This is a genomic window from Streptomyces sp. 5K101 (assembly GCF_046506645.1).
Classification (GTDB): domain Bacteria; phylum Actinomycetota; class Actinomycetes; order Streptomycetales; family Streptomycetaceae; genus Streptomyces.
In genome coordinates this window covers 285227-305565 of sequence record NZ_JBKFFO010000003.1, presented here as the reverse complement: position 1 = coordinate 305565, position 20339 = coordinate 285227, and the positions used below count along the sequence as shown (strand labels likewise).

The 20339-nt window shown below is 73.0% G+C and carries 17 protein-coding genes and 2 pseudogenes; 12 read left to right on the top strand and 7 right to left on the bottom strand.

The window, feature by feature from the left end; translation table 11 throughout:
- Nucleotides 1-720: 720 nt before the first annotated feature.
- Nucleotides 721-1473 (bottom strand): annotated as a pseudogene (locus ACLB9X_RS07055) (S8 family serine peptidase); the annotation flags it as partial.
- 414 nt (nucleotides 1474-1887) lie between these two features.
- Here ACLB9X_RS07055 and ACLB9X_RS07050 point away from each other — a divergent pair.
- Nucleotides 1888-2889, top strand: a complete 1002-nt coding sequence (locus ACLB9X_RS07050) for a helix-turn-helix domain-containing protein (RefSeq protein WP_410359373.1) — start codon at nucleotides 1888-1890, stop codon at nucleotides 2887-2889.
- A 17-nt stretch (nucleotides 2890-2906) separates the two neighbouring features.
- Entirely contained in the window at nucleotides 2907-3389 is a 483-nt protein-coding gene (locus ACLB9X_RS07045) for a DUF456 domain-containing protein (RefSeq protein WP_410359372.1), read from the top strand.
- Between the two features lie 52 nt (nucleotides 3390-3441).
- Here the strand turns inward: ACLB9X_RS07045 and rsgA are convergent, their stop codons facing one another.
- Together rsgA and ACLB9X_RS07035 are read right to left on the bottom strand one after the other, a co-directional pair.
- Nucleotides 3442-4545 (bottom strand): ribosome small subunit-dependent GTPase A, encoded by a 1104-nt coding sequence (gene rsgA / locus ACLB9X_RS07040; protein ID WP_410359371.1) that lies wholly within the window; start codon nucleotides 4543-4545, stop codon nucleotides 3442-3444.
- Nucleotides 4546-5193: 648 nt separating this feature from the next.
- Nucleotides 5194-6228 (bottom strand): PHP domain-containing protein, encoded by a 1035-nt coding sequence (locus tag ACLB9X_RS07035; protein ID WP_410359370.1) that lies wholly within the window; start codon nucleotides 6226-6228, stop codon nucleotides 5194-5196.
- Between the two features lie 363 nt (nucleotides 6229-6591).
- Between ACLB9X_RS07035 and ACLB9X_RS07030 the strand changes: the two genes are divergently transcribed.
- Complete coding sequence (locus ACLB9X_RS07030; RefSeq protein WP_410359369.1) at nucleotides 6592-7026, top strand: subtilase-type protease inhibitor; 435 nt, start codon at nucleotides 6592-6594, stop codon at nucleotides 7024-7026.
- A gap of 49 nt (nucleotides 7027-7075) precedes the next feature.
- On the opposite strand, the gene ACLB9X_RS07025 is transcribed toward ACLB9X_RS07030, so the two are convergent.
- The 4 genes and pseudogenes from ACLB9X_RS07025 to ACLB9X_RS07010 all read right to left on the bottom strand — a co-directional run bounded on the left by ACLB9X_RS07025 (nucleotide 7076) and on the right by ACLB9X_RS07010 (nucleotide 11825).
- On the bottom strand, nucleotides 7076-8995 hold the full coding sequence (locus tag ACLB9X_RS07025) for an NAD-binding protein (RefSeq protein WP_410359368.1): 1920 nt from the start codon (nucleotides 8993-8995) through the stop codon (nucleotides 7076-7078).
- Between the two features lie 100 nt (nucleotides 8996-9095).
- A complete protein-coding gene (locus tag ACLB9X_RS07020) occupies nucleotides 9096-9968 on the bottom strand; it encodes an ABC transporter substrate-binding protein (RefSeq protein ID WP_410359367.1) in 873 nt (290 codons plus the stop codon).
- Nucleotides 9969-10344: 376 nt separating this feature from the next.
- Nucleotides 10345-10581 (bottom strand): annotated as a pseudogene (locus ACLB9X_RS07015) (DUF6597 domain-containing transcriptional factor); the annotation flags it as partial.
- A 53-nt stretch (nucleotides 10582-10634) separates the two neighbouring features.
- A complete protein-coding gene (locus ACLB9X_RS07010; protein WP_410359366.1) occupies nucleotides 10635-11825 on the bottom strand; it encodes a YihY/virulence factor BrkB family protein in 1191 nt (396 codons plus the stop codon).
- Nucleotides 11826-11842: 17 nt separating this feature from the next.
- Here ACLB9X_RS07010 and ACLB9X_RS07005 point away from each other — a divergent pair, with 17 nt between their 5' ends.
- The 9 genes from ACLB9X_RS07005 (at nucleotide 11843) to cysD (ending at nucleotide 20337) form a co-directional block, all read left to right on the top strand.
- The gene (locus ACLB9X_RS07005) at nucleotides 11843-13477 is read left to right on the top strand and encodes an acyl-CoA dehydrogenase family protein (protein ID WP_410359365.1); all 1635 of its coding nucleotides are present in this window, start codon (nucleotides 11843-11845) and stop codon (nucleotides 13475-13477) included.
- Nucleotides 13478-13777: 300 nt separating this feature from the next.
- Nucleotides 13778-15019, top strand: a complete 1242-nt coding sequence (locus ACLB9X_RS07000; RefSeq protein WP_410359591.1) for a GAF domain-containing protein — start codon at nucleotides 13778-13780, stop codon at nucleotides 15017-15019.
- Nucleotides 15020-15062: 43 nt separating this feature from the next.
- Nucleotides 15063-15647, top strand: coding sequence for a GNAT family N-acetyltransferase (locus ACLB9X_RS06995; protein WP_410359364.1), 585 nt, complete (start codon nucleotides 15063-15065; stop codon nucleotides 15645-15647).
- Between the two features lie 420 nt (nucleotides 15648-16067).
- Entirely contained in the window at nucleotides 16068-16151 is an 84-nt protein-coding gene (locus ACLB9X_RS06990) for a putative leader peptide (protein WP_310650533.1), read from the top strand.
- A 116-nt stretch (nucleotides 16152-16267) separates the two neighbouring features.
- Nucleotides 16268-17965: a nitrite/sulfite reductase gene (locus tag ACLB9X_RS06985; protein ID WP_410359363.1), complete on the top strand. Its 1698-nt coding sequence runs from the start codon at nucleotides 16268-16270 to the stop codon at nucleotides 17963-17965.
- Entirely contained in the window at nucleotides 17962-18141 is a 180-nt protein-coding gene (locus tag ACLB9X_RS06980; RefSeq protein WP_410359362.1) for a hypothetical protein, read from the top strand. Before ACLB9X_RS06985 ends, ACLB9X_RS06980 begins: the two co-directional genes overlap by 4 nt.
- Nucleotides 18138-18839: a phosphoadenylyl-sulfate reductase gene (locus ACLB9X_RS06975; RefSeq protein WP_410359361.1), complete on the top strand. Its 702-nt coding sequence runs from the start codon at nucleotides 18138-18140 to the stop codon at nucleotides 18837-18839. Before ACLB9X_RS06980 ends, ACLB9X_RS06975 begins: the two co-directional genes overlap by 4 nt.
- On the top strand, nucleotides 18839-19405 hold the full coding sequence (gene cysC, locus ACLB9X_RS06970; RefSeq protein ID WP_410359360.1) for an adenylyl-sulfate kinase: 567 nt from the start codon (nucleotides 18839-18841) through the stop codon (nucleotides 19403-19405). The genes ACLB9X_RS06975 and cysC overlap by 1 nt, the downstream gene beginning before the upstream one ends.
- A complete protein-coding gene (gene cysD / locus ACLB9X_RS06965) occupies nucleotides 19402-20337 on the top strand; it encodes a sulfate adenylyltransferase subunit CysD (RefSeq protein WP_410359359.1) in 936 nt (311 codons plus the stop codon). Before cysC ends, cysD begins: the two co-directional genes overlap by 4 nt.
- Nucleotides 20338-20339 lie beyond the last annotated feature (2 nt).

Below are 20339 nucleotides of genomic sequence, written 5' to 3'. Positions count from 1 at the left end.
GGCGACCGGCGCCCGGCATGCGCTTAGGCCCGGGGCCGCCCTCGCCGGGCGGCCCCGGCGGTGCCGGCCGTGGGGGAACCCCCGCCGTGGACGGCCCCGGCGGCGTCGGGGCGTCGGGGCCCGTGGGCGGGGGGTCGTCCCGACAGGCGTGGGGGCGGGACACCCGGCCCGGGGCCGAGGCGAAGCGCGTGTCGAGCGTGTCGTCCGTGCGTGCCGGGCCCGGGCCCGTGTCCGGTGTGGAGTCGTCGTAGAGCCTGCTCCACCAGTCGTCCTCGGCGGTCGGCCCGGCCGGCCTCTCCCCCTGCTCGCTCATGCCCTCATTGTCCACCGCAACAGGCGGGCGAAAACGGGGCATCCAGAAGAATCCCACCCGTGAAGGTGGTCCGCCGGGCGACCCAACCCCCCACGGGAAAATCGCCCGGCGGACCGTCGTGGTCAGCGCACGGCGTATGCGCCGACCACGAGCTGGGTGACGGAGTTGCCCTTGGCGTCCGTCAGTTCGGTTCTCAGCGTGACCGTCCGGCCCGACGCCCCCGCGTGGTCCACGGTCGCCGCCCACGAGCCGTCGCCCCGCTTCTCGGTGAACGCCTCGGTCCACGTGTCGCCGCCGTCGTACGAGTACGACAGCTTCGCGCCGGTGAGTGCACCGGGCTGGTAGCCCGCGTGACCCGTGGCGCTCGGGGCGATCCGCAGGCCGTCGCTCGCGGCGACCGTCTTGAGGCCGTCCGCCGGGAGGCCGTATCGCGGGTGTGTCTCGGGCTCCACGTACAGCGCGAAGGGCGTGGCGACGCCGACGCCGCGCGCGGTGGCGACGACACTGCCGGTGACGTCGCCGTACTGGGCGCGGTCGATGCGCACGGACGGGTCGAGGGTCAGCGGGACCCGCACGGTGGCGCCGGCCGGGACGGTGACGGTCCGCGCGCCGAGGCGCGCGAGACCGGAACGGATGCGGGAGCCGTCGTTGCCGGTGACGTCGCGCACGGCGAGGTCGAGCGTGACCGGCCTGTCGACGGTGTTGGTGTACGGCACCTGCACGGTGGTGCGGTCGCCGCTGTCCTGCGGCCAGGCGAAGGTGCCGCCCTGGACGGCGGGTGCTCGGACGACGGTCGCGTCGACGGCGGCCTCGACGTCGAGCCGGCCGGCGCCGGTCTCGCGTACGTCGCCCGGCACGCCGGACTTCGCCGAGGACACGAGAGCGGCTTTGATCTGCTGGGCGCCCCAGTCGGGGTGACGCTGCTTCAGGATCGCGGCGGCTCCGGCCACGTACGGTGTGGCCATGGAGGTGCCGGACATGGACCGGTAGGCGTAGACGCCGCGGCCGCCCGCCGCCGCGGCGGAGACGCCGACGCCGGGTGCGGCGATCTCGGGCTTGAGGGTGTGGGTCACGATCGCGGGACCGCGGCTGGAGAACGGCGCGGTGCTGTCGGCGCGGTCGACCGCGCCGACGGTGAGGACGCCGGGGGTGCAGCACGGAGGCCGCCGGGTCACCCGCGCTGTCGCGGGTGACGAGGACCCGGTCGCCGGTGACGAGTGTGACCGTGACCGGCCGGCCGTCCTGCCGGGCCGCGGCCTCGCTTCCGGTGAGCGGCCGGCGCCGGCCTCCTCCCCCTGCGGTCCGGCCGCCGCCGACGGCGTGAGGGCCGTGACGGCGAGGACGGCGGCGGTGGCCGCTCCCAGTGGCGTACGCGATATCGGGCGCACCACTCTCCATATCCGATTCCGGCCGCACGGGGGCATGAAAAGCCCCGGCGCCGGGGGCTGTTGGTGCTGCGGTGGCGCCACATTGGCAGAGGAACAGCCGGTGCGGGGATGATGTGCGCGGCGGGTTCGCGCCGTGGCCGTTTTCCGCCACGGCGGCGAAGAAGTGCACGTCCGGGGAGGGGCATCGTGCTGGGAGCGATAGGTCTCGACGAGAGACAGGAGACGGCCTACCGCGCGCTCGTCGCGCTGGGGGCCGCGGAGATCACCGATCTCGCGCACCGTCTCGCACTGCCGGAGACGGAGACGGAGCGGACGCTGCGCCGGCTGGAGCAGCAGGGCCTCGCGGCCCAGTCCTCCGCACGCACCGGGCGTTGGGTGGCGGCTCCGCCGGGCGTGGCGCTCGGGGCGCTCCTGACGCAGCAGCGGCACGAGCTGGAGCAGGCGGAGCTGGCGGCGGCGCTGCTCGCGGAGGAGTACCGCGCGGAGTCGGAAGAGCCCGCCGTGCACGACCTGGTGGAGGTGGTGACGGGGGCGAGGGCCGTCTCACACCGTTTCGTCCAGCTGCAGCTGGGGGCGGCCGAGGAGGTCTGCGCGCTGGTCACGGGACGGCCGGTCGCGGTCAGCGGCATGGACAACGAGGCCGAGGAGAAGGCGGCCACGCGCGGGGTGGTGTACCGGGTGGTCGTCGAACGCGAGGTGCTCACGATGCCGGACGGCATCACGGAGCTGACCGCCGCGCTCGGCCGCGAGGAGGAGGTCCGGGTGGTGGACCGGGTGCCGACCAAGCTCGTCGTCGCGGACCGTTCCCTCGCGATGGTGCCGCTGACGGGACGCGGTGCCGAGCCGGCGGCGCTGGTCGTGCACGCGAGCGGCCTGCTGGAGTCGCTGACGGGCCTGTTCCAGGCGGTGTGGCGCGACGCTGTGCCGCTGCGGCTGGGAACAGGGGGCGATGCGGTGACCGAGACCGTGGCCGCGGGGCCGGACGCCACGGATCTGGAGATCCTGTCGCTGCTGCTCGCCGGGATGACGGACGCGAGCGTGGCCAAGCAGCTGGACCTGGGACTGCGCACGGTGCAGCGCCGGGTCAAGGGTCTGATGGAGCTCACCGGTGTCACCACCCGCCTGCAGTTGGGGTGGCATGCCTACGCCAACGGGTGGGTGGCCCGCGATCTGCGGCGACGCCCCTGATCCTGCACTGTGGTCGCATGGGCGTGTGGCAGCTGGTGATGGCCGGCGGTGTGATGCTGCTGGGCCTGCTGGGCGTGCTGCTGCCGGGAGTGCCCGGCCCGTGGCTGGTGTGGGCCGCGGTGCTGTGGTGGGCGATGCACGAGCTGTCGGGACCCGCGTGGACGCTGCTGGTGGCCGCGACCGCGGTACTGCTGGTCAATCAGGTCGTCGTGTGGCTGCTGCCGCCCCGCAGGCTGAAGGGGGCGGCCGTCACCCCCCGGGCGGCCGTGTACGCGGGTGTGGGGGCCCTGGTGGGTTTCGTGGTGGTGCCCGTGGTGGGGGCGGTGCCGGGTTTCATCGGCGGGATCTACGTCTGCGAGCGCCGGCGCCTGGGCGGGCACGGCCCGGCGATGGCGTCGACGCGCTCGGCCATGCGCGCGGCGGGCACCAGCGTCCTGGTGGAGCTGTTCGGCTGTCTGCTGGTCGTGGGCGCGTGGGTGTTCGTCGTGCTGGGCGGCTGATGCCGGTGCCGTGCCCTCCGGACTCTTCGTCGGGCACGGCACCGGTGGGAACTCAGCGCAGGTTGCCGCGTTTGGCGGCCATGGCCGCCTTGCCCTGCGCGCCCTTCAGTTTCCAGTCGCGCAGCATCTCGGCGCGCAGCCGCGCATCCGTCTTGGCCACGATCCGCCGGTTCTCGCGGACCAGCTTGCGGTAGCTGTCGAGCCTGCGCTCCGGCAGCGTGCCCTCCTCGATCGCCGCGAGCACCGCGCAGCCCGGCTCCGCGCCGTGGGCGCAGTCGTGGAACCGGCAGTGCTCGGCCAGTTCCTCGATCTCGGAGAAGACCTGGCCGACCCCGGCCTCGGCGTCCCACAGACCGACCCCGCGCACGCCGGGGGTGTCGATGAGGACTCCCCCGCCCGGCAGGACGAGGAGGTTGCGGGTCGTCGTGGTGTGCCGGCCCTTGCCGTCGACGTCACGCGTCGCCCGCACGTCCATGACGTGCTCTCCGATGAGGGCGTTGGTTAGTGTGGACTTGCCGGCTCCGGAGATGCCCAGCAGCACGCTGGTGCCGCCGGAGACGATCGCGCGGAACACGTCGACGCCTTCCCCGGCGGTGGAGCTGACGGGCAGCACCTGCACGCCCGGCGCCGTGGTCTCGACGTCCTGCACGAGGTGGGACAGCGTGGTGACGTCGGGCACCAGGTCGGCCTTGGTGAGGACGACGAGGGGCTGCCCACCGCTCTCCCACGCGAGCGCGAGGAAGCGCTCGATCCGCCCGAGGTCGAGCTCGACCGCGAGCGACACGCAGATGACGGCGTGGTCGACGTTGGCGGCGAGGACCTGTCCCTCGGACCGCTCCGACGACGTGGACCGGACGAGCGCGGTGCGGCGCTCCAGCACGCGGCGCGCGTACCTGGGGTCGCCGTCCGCGTCGACGGCGACCCAGTCGCCCGTGCACACGACCCGCATCGGGTCGCGCGGGGTGACGAACTCGGTGTCGGCCCTCACGAGGCCGACCGGGGTGACCACGTCGCACTGACCGCGGTCGACGCGTACGACGCGGCCGGGCAGCAGCCCGCGTTCGCCGTACGGAGCGAATTCCCGCGCCCATCCGTCGTCCCAGCCGTAGGCGGCGAGGGGGTGTGCGGATGCGGCGGAGGCAGAGGAAAGAGGCAAGGGAAACCCTTCACAAGGGTGGCCCCGGCAGGCACGCGTCGGTGCGGAGGCGCTCGGCGCGCCAGGAGGAAGGTGAGGTCAGCCGGAGACCACGGAGGTGGGAGAAACGGTCTTCTGGATGAGGGCAGCGCCCGTCGCCATGACAGCCATCGGTCACACCTCCTGGTCGTACTCGGCTCGGAGCCCCGGCAAAAGGACCGCCGGCGCAGCAACGACGTCACCCTAGCGGGAGGGCGAATCGCCGCGCCACGCATTTTCGCCGCCGAGCGCCCGGTGTCCGGACGGGGTCACTCGGGGCCCCACCCGGTCCCGGGGGCGGGGCAACTCGGGACACCACTCGGTCCGCGGGCGGGGCCACTTGGGACACCTTTGGTCCGCAGGCGGGCCGCGGCACCGGGCCGGATGCACACGCTCCGCGGGCGGGCCACTCGGGGCACCACCTCGTCCGCGGCCAGGGCAACTCGGGGCACCACCCGGTCCGCAGGCGGGGCCGCGTCACGGCACCGGGCCGGGTGCACGCGCCTCGGCGCCGTCGCCACACTCCAGCGGCCCCTGGCCGCCCGGCCGCACCGACTGCCCGGCGGGTGCGGCGACTTCGGGTCCTGGACCGGCGGAGCCGGGTCGGAGCCGCGCGGCCGGCGGTCGCGCTCAGCCGCCGGACGGCGGCCTGCGGGTGCGGGTCCACTCCGTCAACTGGTCCGCCGTCCATGTGTTGATCACCCGTTCCGGCGGCACGCCGCACTCCTCCGCGCGGGCGCAGCCGATGATCTGCCAGTCCAGTTGGCCGGGTGCGTGGGCGTCGGTGTCGATCGCGAACAGCGCCCCGGCGTCGAGGGCGCGGCGCAGCAGCCGCAGGGGCGGATCGCGCCGTTCGGGACGGCTGTTGATCTCGACGGCGGTCCCGTGCTCGGCGCAGGCGGCGAAGACGCGGTCGGCGTCGAACTGCGACTCGGGCCGGGTGCCGCGCCCGCCGGTGACGAGGCGTCCGGTGCAGTGGCCGAGCACGTCGGTGAGGGGGTTCTCGATCGCGCGGAGCATGCGGCGGGTCATGGCCGGGGCGTCCATGCGGAGTTTGGAGTGGACGGAGGCGACGACGAGGTCGAGGCGGTCGAGGAGTTCGGGCTCCTGGTCGAGCGTGCCGTCGGGGAGAATGTCGCATTCGATGCCGGTGAGCAGCCGGAAGGGTTTCCAGTCCTCGTTGAGGCGCTCGATCAGGTCGAGTTGGGCGAGCAGCCGTTCGGGCTCGAGTCCGCGTGCCACCTTGAGGGTCGGCGAGTGGTCGGTGAGGACGGCCCATTCGTGGCCGAGTCCCGCCGCGGCGCGGCCCATCTCCTCGACGGGACTGCCGCCGTCCGACCAGTCGGAGTGCAGATGGCAGTCGCCGCGCAGGGCCGCGCGCAGCCGGGCGCCGCCGTCGGCGAGCGGCGCGGCAGCCTCCTCCTCCAGGCGGCGCAGGTAGGCGGGGGTCTCCCCCGTCAGCGCCTCCTCGACGACCTTGGCCGTCTTCGGCCCGACGCCCTTGATCCCGACCAGTGTTCCGGCCGCCGCGCGCCGGGCGATCTCGTCACGGTCGAGCTCCGCGAGGGCCGCGGCGGCGGTGCGGAAGGCCCGTACGCGATAGGTCTCGGCCCGCGTGCGCTCCAGCAGATAGGCGACTCGGTCCAGCGCTTCGACCGGTTCCATGCGCACCTCCCAGGTCCCCTGCCCAGTGAACCCCGGCACCCCGGAACAGTCCAACGGTGAACGATGAAGGCGAGAATCCGGTGACACCTTTCAATGGGTGATTCAAGGATCGGCTCACCTTAAATTTTCCTGATCAACCACCGGGAACGTCCTTCTTCGGCCGTTTCACTTCCCCATCGAACCGCTGCTCGACGCGGCCATAGCGGTCACAACCTGCCCCTGAAGGGTCACAAAGGGTGACCGATTCCGGTCGTGGGCTCAAGCGATCTCGCCGAAGGTGAGCAAGACTCCACTCCGGCTTCCCCGTCCGATTTCCGGAACCGCCAACCGATTTCCGAAACCACCATCCAGGGAGTGTTCGACATGCGGTACATCGCCAAGAGTCTCCTGCTCGCCACCACGGCGCTCGGGATCGCCGTCGCGCCCGGCACGGGCAGCGCGGGCGCGGCGCAGACCGGCCCGCAGAGCCTGTACGCCCCCTCCGCGCTGGTGCTCACCGTGACCGCCGGCGACGACGCCGTGAACGGCAGCGTGCTGCGCGCGGTCACCCTCACCTGCAAGCCCAAGGCGGGCGGCACCCACCCAGACGCCGGCGCGGCCTGCACCCAACTGCGCGCTCAGGGAGCCCGGTTCGAGTCGATCGTCACCGCGGACAGCGGCGTCCTGTGCACCAGGCAGTGGGACCCGGTGACGGTCACCGCGGACGGCGTGTGGGACGGCAGGCGGGTCGCCTTCACGCACACCTTCGGGAACAGCTGCCTCAAGGAGGGAGCCGACGGCATCGTCTTCGGCTTCTGAGCCCCGTACGGCGGCGGCCACGGTGCATGCGCACCGTGGCCGCCCTCGTTCACCGCTGTCCGCCGGTCGTACGGTGCCTCCGGCCCAGCAGTTCGGCCAGCCCCCGACGGGTCGCCGCCACAACCACCCTGTCCTCGGGGCGCAGCACATATCCGGGGTGCAGGTCCCACACGAGGCCGGCGGCGCCGTCCTCGCCCGAGCGGCGGGCGGTGGCCAGATCGGGGCGCCGGTCACCCGGAGCCGTGGCGTCCAGGGCGATCACACGCCAGTGCCCCGGCCGGAACGCCTCCTCCACCGTCAGCCCTTCGAGCCGCGGCTGTCCTGCGACGTCCACGGCGGCGAACAGCAGCACCTTGCGCTCGACCGGGATGGCTCCGAGGATCTGCCGCCCCATCATGGCTCCGGCGAAGGCCGGAGCCGCCAGGGTGGACACGCTGCGGCTGCGGGTGAGCGCGTCCGGGTGGGCCGAGCGCAGGCTGCGGTAGACGGCGCCGGCGAACTCGTCGTCGTAGATCCGCAAGGCGACCCGCAGATCGGGTTTGGCGGAGCGTGCGTACAGAGCTGCTTCCAGGTTCGTCGTGTCGACGCTGGTGAGGGCGAGCAGGGCGTGCGCCCGGTGGATCTTCGCGGCCTCCAGCACGCCCTCCTGGGTCACGTCGCCCAGCACGGTCGGCACCCGCAGGCGCCGCACCAGCGGGATGCCGCGCGCCTCCGGGTCCTCCTCGACGCAGACGACAGGGATGCCGAGCTCTCTGAGCTGCATCAGCACCCTGCTGCCGATCTTCCCGAGGCCGAGCAGCACGACGTGGCCGGACAGCCCTCGGGGCGGGCGGCGCAGCGCGGAGGCGGTGCGGAAGGTGCCGAGCGCCTCCAGCGCGGCCGCGACCGTGAGCGGGAGCAGCAGCAGTCCGGCGAAGCCGGTGAGGAGTTGGAGGACCTGGCGGTGGGGATCCGCTCCGTGGGCGGGGTCGCCCATGCCGAACAGGTCCAGCAGGACGAGGTACATCGCGTGCAGCGGATGGTCGCCGGTGGTGAGCCAGGCGGCGACGCCGAGGCCGACGACGGCCGCGCCGAGTCCCGCGAGCGACCAGCGCAGCCGCCGCGAGAAGAGCTGTCCAAGGGGTGCGCCCCGGCCCGAGAGCGGCCCGGGCGCACGGCCCGGTGCGGTGTGCGAGATGGCCTCCAGCACGACGGTGCCGCGCCCGGTGGCGGCCGCGACGCTCCGGTCGTCGGGGAGCAGCCGCGGACCGTCCTGGCCGCTGCGGTCCGAACCCTCCTCGCCCGCCGGGTCGTTGGTGGTCGACGACAGCAGCGCGAGGGTGCACAGCCCGGGGTCGGCGACCTCGCCCCGGGCGGGCGGCGTGCGTTCGACGGCCCGCAGCAGCAGGCCGTCGGCCCGTACCACTTTGCTCGTCCCGGCGACCGCGGTCGCGGCGAGCGCCGGTGCGGCGGTGTCCGCGTCCGACAGGACGGTCGTGGAGGCGTCCAGCTTCTCCGGATCCATCCCCGGATCGGCCAAGGCGGCGGCCTGGTCGAGGAGTTGTTCCAGGTGCTGGCCGAGCTTGCGGTTGTAGAGGCGGATCACCAGCCGCAGACGCGGGTTGAGGCGGCGGGCGGCGAGCGCGGTGCGGATGTTGGTCTCGTCGTCGTCGTGGACGAGCGCGAGGGCGGCGGCGTCCTCGACCCCGGCCTCCAGCAGCACGTCCTCGTCCAGCTGCGGGGTCTGCAGGACGCGCGGGAGGTCGGCCGGCGGGGTGTCGCCGGGCGCGACGGGCGGGGCGACCGCGCGGGTCATGGCGGCCGACACCCGCCCGAACAGGGCGGACGCCCTGACCCGGCCCGGCGACGACGGTTCGGAACCTCTCGGCGCGCCCGCCACGGGCACCACGAGCGTGACCCGCTCCCGGTAGACGTCGCGCAGTTCGGCGGCGAGCCGGTGCGCCAGGGTGTCGTCACCACACACGATCATGTGGCCCGGCCTGGTGGGGAGTTGCGTTTGCTGAGGGAGGGTGGAGGTCACACCCCATAGAGTGCCGTGGGCGTCCGGGCGGTTGCGCCGAGGGGGCGGGTCAGCGGCTCTCCAGCGCCTCGGCCACCGCCGTGAAGAACGCGGCGTGGGCGCGGGCGCTGCACGGGAGTTCCGGGTTCCACGGCACGATACGGGAGCGTGCCGTGGCGGCCCACCGGCCGCCGGGCCCGGCCAGGCGGTCCACCGGCACGGCATTGGCCCGTACGTCGACCAGCACGACGTCGGGCTCCAGTCGCTCGGCCGCCGTCCAGTCGGTGGTGGACCAGTTCACGCCGGGACCGGGGCCGGGCTCGGCCGTGCGCACCCCGTGGCCGGTCAGGGCCCGCAGGTCGGGCCACGCGGTGGGCCGGGCCAGGTGCACGGTGTCGTCGCCGGCGGGTGACAGGGCGAGGAGGCGGGCCTCGGGCGCCCGGCCCGCCGCTGCGTCCAACCGCGCCCGCGCGCCGGTCAGTCCGGCCTCCGCCGTCGCGTCCTCGCCGGCGCCGAGCGAGGCGGCCAGCGCGCCGAACCGCTCCCGCGTCCCGTCGAGCGGGCGCCCCTGCCCGACGTCCAGGACGACGAGGGGAACGCGCTCCTCGAGGTGCTTGGCCGTATCGGAGTCGAGCCCGTAGACGTGGTCGGAGCCGTACGCGACCGCCACCACGAGGTCCGGCCCGGAGCGCAGGATGTCGTCGGCGCTCAGGGCGGGGCCCGGGCCGAGGTAGCCGACGGAGCCGAGTGGCAGGGCGCCGGCCTTGGCCGGGTCGGCGTCGGTGCCGTCGTGGGCGGAGCCGAAGACGCTCGCCGGCCGTAGACCGTGGTCGTACAGGGCGGCCCCCGCCTGTATGTAGGCGGTGATCCGCGCGGGTGTGCGTGCCGCCGTGGCCAGGCGGCCGCGGTCGTCCGGGAACTGCCATCCGTCGTCGTACGCCATTGCGCCTCCACTCGGCCATCGGCACGTGCGTCGCCGGTTCCCTGCCCCGACGGGACCGTCCGTACGCGCGGGGGCCCGCTTCGACGCCAGCGGTCTCGTCGTCTCGCGTCCTGGGGCCGTAGCCGAAGGCGTCCAGGGAGCGCCGGTGCAGCTGCCGGGCGCCGGGTCCGGCCGCCTCCTCCGCCGCCGCGAGGGTCCCGCCCGCGTCGAGATGGCCGACGATCCGCGCGAGCAGCGGGTCCGGCGGCGGTGCCTGCGCGGCCCGCGCGAGCGCCACGGTCTCCAGTCCGGCGGCCGGGCCGGCGGCGTCGCCGACGCGTTCGGCGAGGCGGCGGGCCCGCGCCGTGCCCCACAGATCGGCCGGCTCCACCCGCCGGTCGCGCATTTCGTGGGCCGGGACGCCGAAGAACGCGGGCGCGGCGCCGGGCGCGCAGCGCAGGCCCGCCCAGAGCGTCCGGGCCCCGCCGTCCGGGATGTGGGCCGCGGTGTCGGGGCCCGCGACGAGCAGCCGGTCCCCGTTCCACAACAGGTCCATGCAGCCGTCGGGGAGCACCGGGTGCACGGGGCCGTCGTGCCGGTGCACCGTCCTGGTCCAGACGACAGTGCCGTCCATGCGTGCGGGCCGTTCCCGGTACATACGACCGAGGACAGGACGCGGTCCGGCGGTCAGGCGTGGCCGTCCTGCCCGTCGTCGCGGACCTCGTCCCTGCCGTTGCCGCGGCCGTCCCTGCCGTTGTCCCGCCCGGTGTGCAGGCGGGACTTCACGTCGTCCGGCGGCAGGAACCTCGACCAGCGCTCGGGGAACTCGGACGGCATGTCGCCGCCGCCCTCGTCCTCGTCGTCCTCGTCGTCCTCGTACACATGAGCCGCCCTCGCCCGCGCCAGCAGCTCGGCGGCGTGCGCGGCGCGGGCGCGCTCGTTGGCGGCGCGGGCCGCGGCCGTGGCGACCGAGGGCCAGACACGGTCGATGGCGGCGTTGACGGCCGCGCCGACGAGCACGGCGAAGGCCGAGATGCCGATCCACAGCAGGAAGGCGATGGGCGCCGCGAGCGAGCCGTAGATCGTGGGGCCCTCGACGGTGCTGGTCAGGTAGATGCGGAGCAGGAAGCTGCCGAGCACCCACATCCCGAGCGCCACGAGCGCTCCCGGCACGTCCTCCACCCAGGGCGAGCGCACGGGCACGGACACGTGGTACAGGGTGGTGAGGAAGGCGATGGAGAGCAGGATCACCACCGGCCAGTAGAGGAGCTGGACCACTTCCGTGCCCCACGGCATCAGCTCCACCACCCGGTCCGGGCCGACGACGGCGAGCGGCAGCACCACCGCGCCGATCAGCAGGGCGATGATGTAGAGCAGGAACGCCAGGAGCCGCGTCGCCACGATGCCGCGGTGCCCGTCCAGCCCGTACATGACGGTGATCGTGTCGATGAAGACGTTGACCGCGCGGGAGCCCGACCAGAGGGCGATGGCGAAACCGATGGAGATGAGGTCCGGCCTGCCGCCCTGGGTGACGTCCTCCAGCAGCGGTTTGGCGATGTCGTTGACGCCCCGGTCGGAGAGGACGGTGCCGACGGCGGTGAGGATGTTCTCCTCGATCGAGGCGACGGTGGTGGTGTTGGTCCAGTCGTCGATGTAGCCGAGCAGGCCCAGAAGACCGAGCATCAGGGGCGGCACCGACAGGAGCGTGAAGAACGCCGCCTCGGCGGCCAGGCCCAGGATCCGGTACTCGATGCAGGAATTGACGGTGTCCTTGAGCAGCAGCCATGCCATCTTCCGCTTGGAGACGTTGCGGTAGAGGACTCGGGCTCGATGGAGCCGCCCATGGGGCCGCTCGGGTGTTTCATTTGCTGCCTGCACCTCCTTACCGTATCCGCATGGCAGACAGCACCCACACAGTGACCAACCAGGCTCCGCCCCTGGTGGGGTACGACGTCTACAGCGCCGACCGGGCTCTCGCGGAGGCGGTCGACCGGCATGTCGGTCCCGGCCTCCGGGACGAGGTGCGCGAGGAGCTGTCCGCACTGGGGCGGACGGCGGGCTCGGCGCAGGCCCAGGAATGGGGGACGCAGGCCAACGAGAACCCGCCGAAGCTGCGCACCCACGACCGCTACGGGAACCGGATCGACGAGGTCGAGTTCCATCCGGCCTGGCACCGGCTGCTGGGCCACGGCGTCTCGGCGGGCCTGGTGAGCGCGTGGAACCGGCCGGCCGGGCACGTGCGCCGGGCCGCCGGATTCCTGGTGTGGACCCAGGCCGAGGCCGGGCACGGCTGCCCCCTGTCGATGACCCATGCCTCGGTGCCGGCCCTGCGGACGGATCCGGCGCTCGCCGCGGTGTGGGAGCCGCGGCTGACGTCGACGGTGTACGAGGAGGGTCTGCGCCCGGCGGCCGAGAAGGGCGGCTCGCTGTTCGGGATGGGCATGACCGAGAAGCAGGGCGGCAGCGACGTGCGCGCGAACACCACGCGCGCCGAGCCGCTGGCCGCCGACGGCGAGTACGTGCTGACAGGTCACAAATGGTTCTGCTCCGCGCCGATGAGCGACGGCTTCCTGGTCCTCGCCCAGGCGCCAGGGGGGCTGACCTGCTTCCTGGTGCCCCGGGTGCTGGAGGACGGGACGCGCAACGTCTTCCGGATCCAGCGGCTCAAGGACAAGCTCGGCAACCGGTCCAACGCCTCCAGCGAGGTCGAGTTCGACGGCACGTGGGCCAGGCGGGTCGGCGACGAGGGCCGCGGGGTGCGCACCATCATCGAGATGGTGGCCGCGACCCGGCTCGACTGCGTCCTCGGCTCGGCCGCCCTGATGCGGCAGGGCGTGGCACAGGCCGTGCACCACGCGACGTACCGCAGCGCCTTCGGCGGGCTGCTCGTCGACAAGCCGCTGATGCGCAATGTGCTGGCCGATCTGGCGCTCGAGTCGGAGGCGGCGACGACGCTGGGGCTGCGGCTGGCCGCGGCGTACGACGCGGACACCGAGGAGGAGCGGGCGTTCCTGCGGCTCGCGGTGCCCGCGGCCAAGTACTGGGTGACCAAGCGGTGCACGCCGGTCGTGGCCGAGGCGCTGGAGTGCCTGGGCGGCAACGGCTACGTGGAGGAGTCGGGCATGCCCCGGCTGCTGCGCGAGTCGCCGCTCAACTCGATCTGGGAGGGCTCGGGTAACGTCCAGGCCCTGGACGTGCTGCGCGCGCTGCAGAGGGAGCCGCAGGCGCTGAACGCCTTCCTCCAGGAGGTCGGCACGGCGCGGGGCGCGGACCACCGGCTGGATGCGGCCATCAAGGATCTGCTGACGGAGCTCGCCGACCTGGACGGCATCGAGGCGCGGGCGCGGCGGCTGGTCGAGCGCATGGCGCTGGTGCTGCAGGGGTCACTGCTGGTGCGCTGGGCGCCGCCCGAGGTCGCCGACGCGTTCTGTGCCTCGCGGCTGGGCGGTGACTGGGGGTCGGCGTTCGGGACGCTGCCGCATTCGCTGGACCTGGCGTCGGTGGTGGAGCGGGCGCGCGCCTCGGTGTGACGTCGAACGGGCGCGGGCCGTGGTGCGACGGCCCGCGCCCGTGACGTTTGTCGGGTGGTGCTGCGCCGACACGGCACCACCCCACCGGCGGACCGGTGTTCCGTCACCTTCGTACATCCGCACGCCCGTTCGCGACGGTTGCAAAGGGTTGCATCCTTGTGTGGCATATGGCAGCGCGCTGTGCCCGGGGCGCGGGAGGATGGCCGGGCACACGCCCCAGCCACCCCCGCTCCGGACGCTGGCGTCATCGAGGAGGACCCAGTGCACGACACATCGCTCGACCTTGCGCGGCTTGCGGCCATGGACACCGGGGACGCCCTCCGGCTGCTGAAGGGCGTACGGGACGCGGCCCTCTCCGGGCGCCGGCCGCGGGTGGGCCCACGCACGGACATCGACGAGTCGTGGCAGCGGATGCTGCGCGGCGGGGTGGACCCGGACAAGGACCGCAGGGCCGGGTTGCTGCCGCTGGAGGAGATCGAACGCCGCAGGCTGACCTCGCCGCTGCTGGATGTGCTGCCCGTGCTCCGCGACGGTCTCGTGTCCATCGCGGAGGCGGCGCAGCACATCATGGTCATCTCCGACGCGGAGGCCCGGCTGCTGTGGCGGGAGGGCAGCACGGCCGTGCTGCGCAAGGGAGACGGTCACGGCTTCGTCCTCGGCGCGGACTGGTCGGAGGGGCTGGTCGGCACGAACGGCGTCGGCACCGCCCTGGTGACGCGCCGCCCGGTCCAGGTGCACTCGGCAGAGCACTTCGTCTCCACCCACCACACCTGGACCTGCGCGGGCGCTCCGGTCACCGATCCGCGCGACGGGAAGCTGATCGGCGTCGTCGACATCAGCGGACCGCTGTCCACGATGCATCCGGCCACGCTCGCCCTCGTCACCTCGGTCACCAGGCTCGCCGAGGCCGAGCTGCGCAACCGCCACCACGAAGCGCTGGACCGGCTGCGCAGCGCGGCGGCCCCGCTGCTGGGCCGGATCGGCGGCCGGGCGCTGGCCGTGGACGGCAACGGCTGGACCGCCGCGGTGACCGGCATGGCTCCGCCGGGCCGGCTCACGCTGCCGAAGGCGGTGCGGGCGGGGCGGCTGTGGCTGCCGTCGCTGGGGATGTGCACGGTGGAACCGCTGCCCGGCGGCTGGCTGGTACGGGTGGACGACAAGGATGCCGAGCCGCTGGCGCCGGGCCGGGTGGTGCTGGACCTGAGCAGGCCGCGGCAGCCCTCGGTGGCGGTGTCGGGCGGTTCCGGCAGCTGGACGTACGAGCTCAGTCCCCGCCATGCCGAGCTGCTGTACCTGCTGGCGCTGCACCGGGACGGGCGCAGCGCGGCGCAGCTGGCGGAGGACCTGTTCGGGGACCGCACGCGGACGGTGACCGTGCGGGCCGAGATGTCGCGGCTGCGACGCCGTCTCGCGCAGGTTCTGGCGCACCGGCCGTACCGGTTCACCGAGGAGCTGGAGGTGGAGGTGGTGGCGCCGGACCGGCCCGGCGACCTGCTGCCGCACTCGACGGCTCAGGCGGTCCGGCGGGCCCGGGCGGCCTGACCGGCGCTTGGCCGTAACCCGTCGTCGTGATTGTCTGGCGCGCATGAGCATCACTGTGACCACGTGGTCCCTGGAGCAGACCTCGCCCGCCGACCAGCGACCGGCGTCGGCGCCCGACGGGGACATACGGATCGCCCGGGCGGAGGTCCCCTCGCCCGAGTTCAGCCGCTTCCTCTACACGGCCGTCGGCGGTGACATCCACTGGACGGACCGCCTGGGCATGACCTACGCCGACTGGCGGGAGTGGCTGGAGCGTCCGGGTGTCGAGACGTGGGTGGCCTACGACAGGGGGACGCCGGCCGGTTACGTCGAACTCCAGGCGCAGGACGAGGGCACGGTGGAGATCGTCTACTTCGGGCTGGTCCCGGCCTTCCGGGGCCGGCGGATCGGCGGGCACCTGCTGTCGTACGGCGTCGCCCGGGCCTGGGACCTGGCCGACCGCTGGCCGGGCCTGCCGCAGACCAAGCGGGTGTGGCTGCACACCTGCTCCAAGGACGGCCCGCACGCGCTGGACAACTATCTGCGCCGCGGCTTCACGGTCTTCGACACCAAGGTCGAGGAGGAAGAGCCCCTGGGGACGCCCCCCGGCCCCTGGCCCGGTGCCACTTCCATCCCGTCCGGCGCTTGAGGACACGGCCGCAGGCCGTGCCCCGCCACCGGCCGGCGGCCAGGACACAACCCCCGGCCCGACGCATCCCCAGACCGTCCGGCGCTTGAGGACACGGCCGCAGGCCGTCCCCTGCCACCGGCCGGCAGCCGGAAGGCAACCCCCGGCCCGGCGCGGCGTCGGCCGCCCGACGCGGCGCATCCCCAGCCCGTCCGGCGCTTGAGGACACGGCCGCAGGCCGTGCCCCGCCACCGGCCGGCGGCCGGGACGCAACCCCCGCCCCAGCCCGGCACGGCGCCGGCGCCGCCGGGCGTCAGCGCGGCCGGGACACCGGCCCGCGCGCCCGTGACCCAGGACACAGCGTCCCACCATGCGGGACACCGCTGTCCACATCCTGGATAACGGTGGACTGGGTCCAAACTCCCATGCCACGCTTCCGTCATGTCTAGCACTGGAATTGCCTTGGTGAGTCGGCGGCACGTCGACCTCGGCCGCATGTCCAGCGCAATCTGTCCGGCCTGCTGACAGCCCAGCACAGCCGCGCTTTCGACCTTCTTCGCCCCGCCCTGCGCACTATCGCGCCCTCGTCGCGAGTGTGCAGCTCAGAGCCGCCCTCCTGCAGTCTCGAAGGACATACCGCCATGGCCGCCACCCCTGAAAAGCCCGTCTCCGCCACGTCTCGACGCAAGGCCGGACGCCACCGCGGCGAGGGCCAGTGGGCCATGGGCCACCACACGCCGCTCAACGCGAACGAGCAGACCAAGAAGGACGACGACGGTCTCAATGTGCGGACACGCATTGAGACGATCTATGCCCACCGCGGCTTCGACTCCATCGACGGCGCCGACCTGCGCGGCCGTATGCGCTGGTGGGGCCTGTACACCCAGCGCAAGCCCGGGATCGACGGCGGCAAGACGGCGATCCTGGAGCCGGAGGAGCTGGACGACGAATTCTTCATGCTGCGGGTGCGCATCGACGGTGGCCGGCTGACCACCGAGCAGCTGCGCGTCATCGGCGAGATCTCGCAGGAGTTCGCGCGCGGCACCGCCGACCTCACCGACCGGCAGAACGTCCAGTACCACTGGATCCGCATCGAGGACGTCCCCGAGATCTGGCGCCGGCTGGAGGCCGTCGGCCTGTCGACGACCGAGGCCTGCGGCGACACCCCGCGGACGATCCTCGGTTCCCCGGTGGCCGGCATCGCCGCGGACGAGATCGTCGACGGCAGCCCGGCCATCGACGAGATCCACCGCCGGTTCATCGGCAACAAGGACTTCTCCAACCTGCCGCGCAAGTTCAAGACCGCGATCTCCGGCTCCCCGCTGCTGGACGTGGCGCACGAGATCAACGACGTCGCCTTCGTCGGGGTGCACCACCCCGAGCACGGTCCGGGCTTCGACCTGTGGGTGGGCGGCGGCCTGTCCACCAACCCGAAGCTGGGCGTGCGCCTGGGTGCCTGGGTGCCCCTCGACGAGGTCCCGGACGCCTGGGAAGGCGTCATCTCGATCTTCCGGGACTACGGCTACCGCCGCCTGCGCAACCGCGCCCGCCTGAAGTTCCTCGTCGCCGACTGGGGCGCCGAGAAGTTCCGCCAGGTGCTGGAGGACGAGTACCTGAAGCGCAAGCTGGTCGACGGCCCCGCTCCGGAGCAGCCGGTCGAGCACTGGCGCGACCACGTCGGCGTCCACCGCCAGCAGGACGGCCGGTTCTACGTCGGCTTCGCCCCGCGTGTGGGCCGCGTCGACGGCGCCACCCTCACCAAGATCGCCGATCTGGCGGCGGCGCACGGCTCCGGCCGCCTGCGCACCACCGTCGAGCAGAAGATGATCGTGCTCGACGTCGCCGAGGACCAGGTCGACTCGCTGGTCTCCGGTCTGGAGGCGCTGGACCTCCAGGTCAAGCCGTCGCCGTTCCGGCGGGGCACCATGGCCTGCACCGGCATCGAGTTCTGCAAGCTGGCGATCGTCGAGACCAAGGGCCGCGGCTCCACGCTCATCGACGAACTGGAGCGGCGCCTCCCGGAGTTCGACCAGCCCCTCACCATCAACATCAACGGCTGCCCCAACGCCTGCGCGCGCATCCAGGTCGCGGACATCGGTCTCAAGGGCCAGCTGGTCCTCGACGACGAGGGCAACCAGGTCGAGGGCTACCAGGTGCACCTGGGCGGCGCACTCGGTCTGGAGCCTGCCTTCGGCCGCAAGGTGCGCGGCCTGAAGGTCACCTCCGACGAGCTGCCCGACTACGTGGAGCGGGTCCTCAAGCGCTTCCAGGCGGAGCGCGAGGACGGCGAGCGCTTCGCGACGTGGGCGGCACGCGCCTCCGAGGAGGCCCTCTCATGAGCGAGCGCGCCGCCCCCTTCTACTGCCCCTACTGCGGGGACGAGGACCTTCGGCCCAGTGAGCAGGGCCACGGCGCCTGGGAATGCGCGGCGTGCAATCGGGCCTTCCAGCTGAAGTTCCTCGGGCTCCTGTCCCGCGGGCTTCGGATCGACGACGGTGGAGGGGAAACGACATGACGACGGTTCAGTCCGGTCAGGACCTCAAGACGCTGGCCGAGCAGGCGGGCCGCGACCTCGAGGACGCCTCGGCGCTCGACATCCTGAAGTGGGCCGCCGACACCTTCGGCAAGCGCTTCTGTGTCACCTCCTCGATGGAGGACGCGGTCGTGGCCCACCTCGCCTCGCGCGTCTTCCCCGGTGTGGACGTCGTGTTCCTCGACACCGGCTACCACTTCGAGGAGACGATCGGCACGCGGGACGCCGTGGACGCCGTGATGGACGTCAACGTCATCACGCTCACGCCGCGCCAGACCGTGGCCGAGCAGGACGCCGAGTACGGCCCCAGGCTGCACGACCGCGACCCCGACCTGTGCTGCGCCCTGCGCAAGGTCAAGCCCCTCGAAGAGGGCCTGACCCACTACGCCGCATGGGCCACCGGCCTGCGCCGCGACGAGTCCCCGACCCGGGCGGACACCCCCGTCGTCGGCTGGGACGAGAAGCGGCAGAAGGTCAAGATCTCGCCGATCGCCCGCTGGAACCAGGACGACGTGGACGCCTACGTCGCCGAGCACGGTGTCCTGACAAATCCGCTGCTCATGGACGGCTACACGTCCGTCGGCTGCGCCCCCTGCACCCGCCGGGTGCTGGCGGGAGAGGACGCGCGCGCCGGCCGCTGGGCCGGGCGGGGCAAGACGGAATGCGGGTTGCACGGCTGATGACGAACACTCGGAACGACCAGGAGAACGACGTGTCCGGAGCCACCATCTGGCTCACGGGTTTGCCGAGCGCCGGCAAGACCACCATCGCGTACGAGCTCGCGGGCAGGCTGCGCGAGGAGGGCCACCGGGTCGAGCTGCTCGACGGCGACGAGATCCGCGAGTTCCTCTCGGCGGGCCTCGGCTTCAGCCGCGAGGACCGGCACACCAACGTGCAGCGCATCGGCTTCGTCGCCGAACTGCTCGCGTCCAACGGCGTGAAGGTGCTCGTCCCGGTCATCGCCCCGTACGCCGACAGCCGTGAGTCCGTGCGCAAGCGCCACCAGCAGGAGGGCACCGCGTACGTCGAGGTGCATGTCGCCACTCCGGTGGAGGTGTGCTCGGTGCGCGACGTGAAGGGGCTGTACGCCAGGCAGGCGGCCGGCGAGATCAGCGGGCTGACCGGGGTCGACGACCCGTACGAGGAGCCCGAGTCGCCCGATCTGCGGATCGAGTCCCAGAACCAGACCGTGCAGGAGTCCGCCCAGGCGGTCCACGCCCTGCTGACCGAAAGGGGTCTCCTGTGACGACCGTCGCCACCGTCCACGAGGGCACCGACAGCCCGTACGCCCTCTCCCACCTCGACGCGCTCGAGTCCGAGGCGGTGCACATCTTCCGCGAGGTGGCGGGCGAGTTCGAGCGGCCGGTGATCCTGTTCTCCGGCGGCAAGGACTCCATCGTCATGCTGCACCTCGCGCTGAAGGCGTTCCGGCCCGCCGCGATCCCCTTCACGCTGCTGCACGTGGACACCGGGCACAACTTCCCCGAGGTCATCGAGTACCGCGACCGCACGGTGAAGAAGCACGGGCTGCGCCTGCATGTCGCGTCCGTGCAGGAGTACATCGACGCGGGCAAGCTGCGCGAGCGCCCCGACGGCACGCGCAACCCGCTGCAGACCGTGCCGCTGACCGAGGCCATCCAGCAGCACCGCTTCGACGCGGTGTTCGGCGGCGGCCGCCGCGACGAGGAGAAGGCCCGCGCCAAGGAGCGGGTGTTCAGCCTCCGTGACGAGTTCTCGCAGTGGGACCCGCGCCGGCAGCGCCCCGAGCTGTGGCAGCTCTACAACGGCCGCCACGCCCCCGGCGAGCACGTCCGCGTCTTCCCGCTGTCCAACTGGACCGAGCTGGACGTGTGGCAGTACATCCAGCGGGAGCGGATCGAGCTGCCGGAGATCTACTTCGCCCACGAGCGCGAGGTGTTCAAGCGTGCCGGCATGTGGCTGACCGCGGGCGAGTGGGGCGGCCCGAAGGAGTCGGAGACGACCGAGAAGCGGCTCATCCGCTACCGCACCGTCGGCGACATGTCCTGCACCGGCGCCGTCGACTCCGACGCCACCACGCTGGACGCCGTGATCGCCGAGATCGCCGCCTCCCGCCTCACCGAGCGGGGCGCGACCCGCGCCGACGACAAGCTGTCCGAGGCCGCGATGGAAGACCGCAAGCGCGAAGGGTACTTCTAGAC

What these genes read in the sequence shown, in the direction of transcription:
- ACLB9X_RS07045 (WP_410359372.1), top strand. Translation starts at nt 2,907, where the DNA reads ATGGGCGTGTGGCAGCTGGTGATGGCCGGCGGTGTGATGCTGCTGGGC.
- ACLB9X_RS07035 (WP_410359370.1), bottom strand. Translation starts at nt 6,228, where the DNA reads ATGGAACCGGTCGAAGCGCTGGACCGAGTCGCCTATCTGCTGGAGCGC.
- ACLB9X_RS07030 (WP_410359369.1), top strand. Translation starts at nt 6,592, where the DNA reads ATGCGGTACATCGCCAAGAGTCTCCTGCTCGCCACCACGGCGCTCGGG.
- ACLB9X_RS07025 (WP_410359368.1), bottom strand. Translation starts at nt 8,995, where the DNA reads ATGATCGTGTGTGGTGACGACACCCTGGCGCACCGGCTCGCCGCCGAA.
- ACLB9X_RS07020 (WP_410359367.1), bottom strand. Translation starts at nt 9,968, where the DNA reads ATGGCGTACGACGACGGATGGCAGTTCCCGGACGACCGCGGCCGCCTG.
- ACLB9X_RS07005 (WP_410359365.1), top strand. Translation starts at nt 11,843, where the DNA reads ATGGCAGACAGCACCCACACAGTGACCAACCAGGCTCCGCCCCTGGTG.
- ACLB9X_RS07000 (WP_410359591.1), top strand. Translation starts at nt 13,778, where the DNA reads ATGGACACCGGGGACGCCCTCCGGCTGCTGAAGGGCGTACGGGACGCG.
- ACLB9X_RS06995 (WP_410359364.1), top strand. Translation starts at nt 15,063, where the DNA reads ATGAGCATCACTGTGACCACGTGGTCCCTGGAGCAGACCTCGCCCGCC.
- ACLB9X_RS06990 (WP_310650533.1), top strand. Translation starts at nt 16,068, where the DNA reads ATGTCTAGCACTGGAATTGCCTTGGTGAGTCGGCGGCACGTCGACCTC.
- ACLB9X_RS06985 (WP_410359363.1), top strand. Translation starts at nt 16,268, where the DNA reads ATGGCCGCCACCCCTGAAAAGCCCGTCTCCGCCACGTCTCGACGCAAG.
- ACLB9X_RS06980 (WP_410359362.1), top strand. Translation starts at nt 17,962, where the DNA reads ATGAGCGAGCGCGCCGCCCCCTTCTACTGCCCCTACTGCGGGGACGAG.
- ACLB9X_RS06975 (WP_410359361.1), top strand. Translation starts at nt 18,138, where the DNA reads ATGACGACGGTTCAGTCCGGTCAGGACCTCAAGACGCTGGCCGAGCAG.
- cysC (WP_410359360.1), top strand. Translation starts at nt 18,839, where the DNA reads ATGACGAACACTCGGAACGACCAGGAGAACGACGTGTCCGGAGCCACC.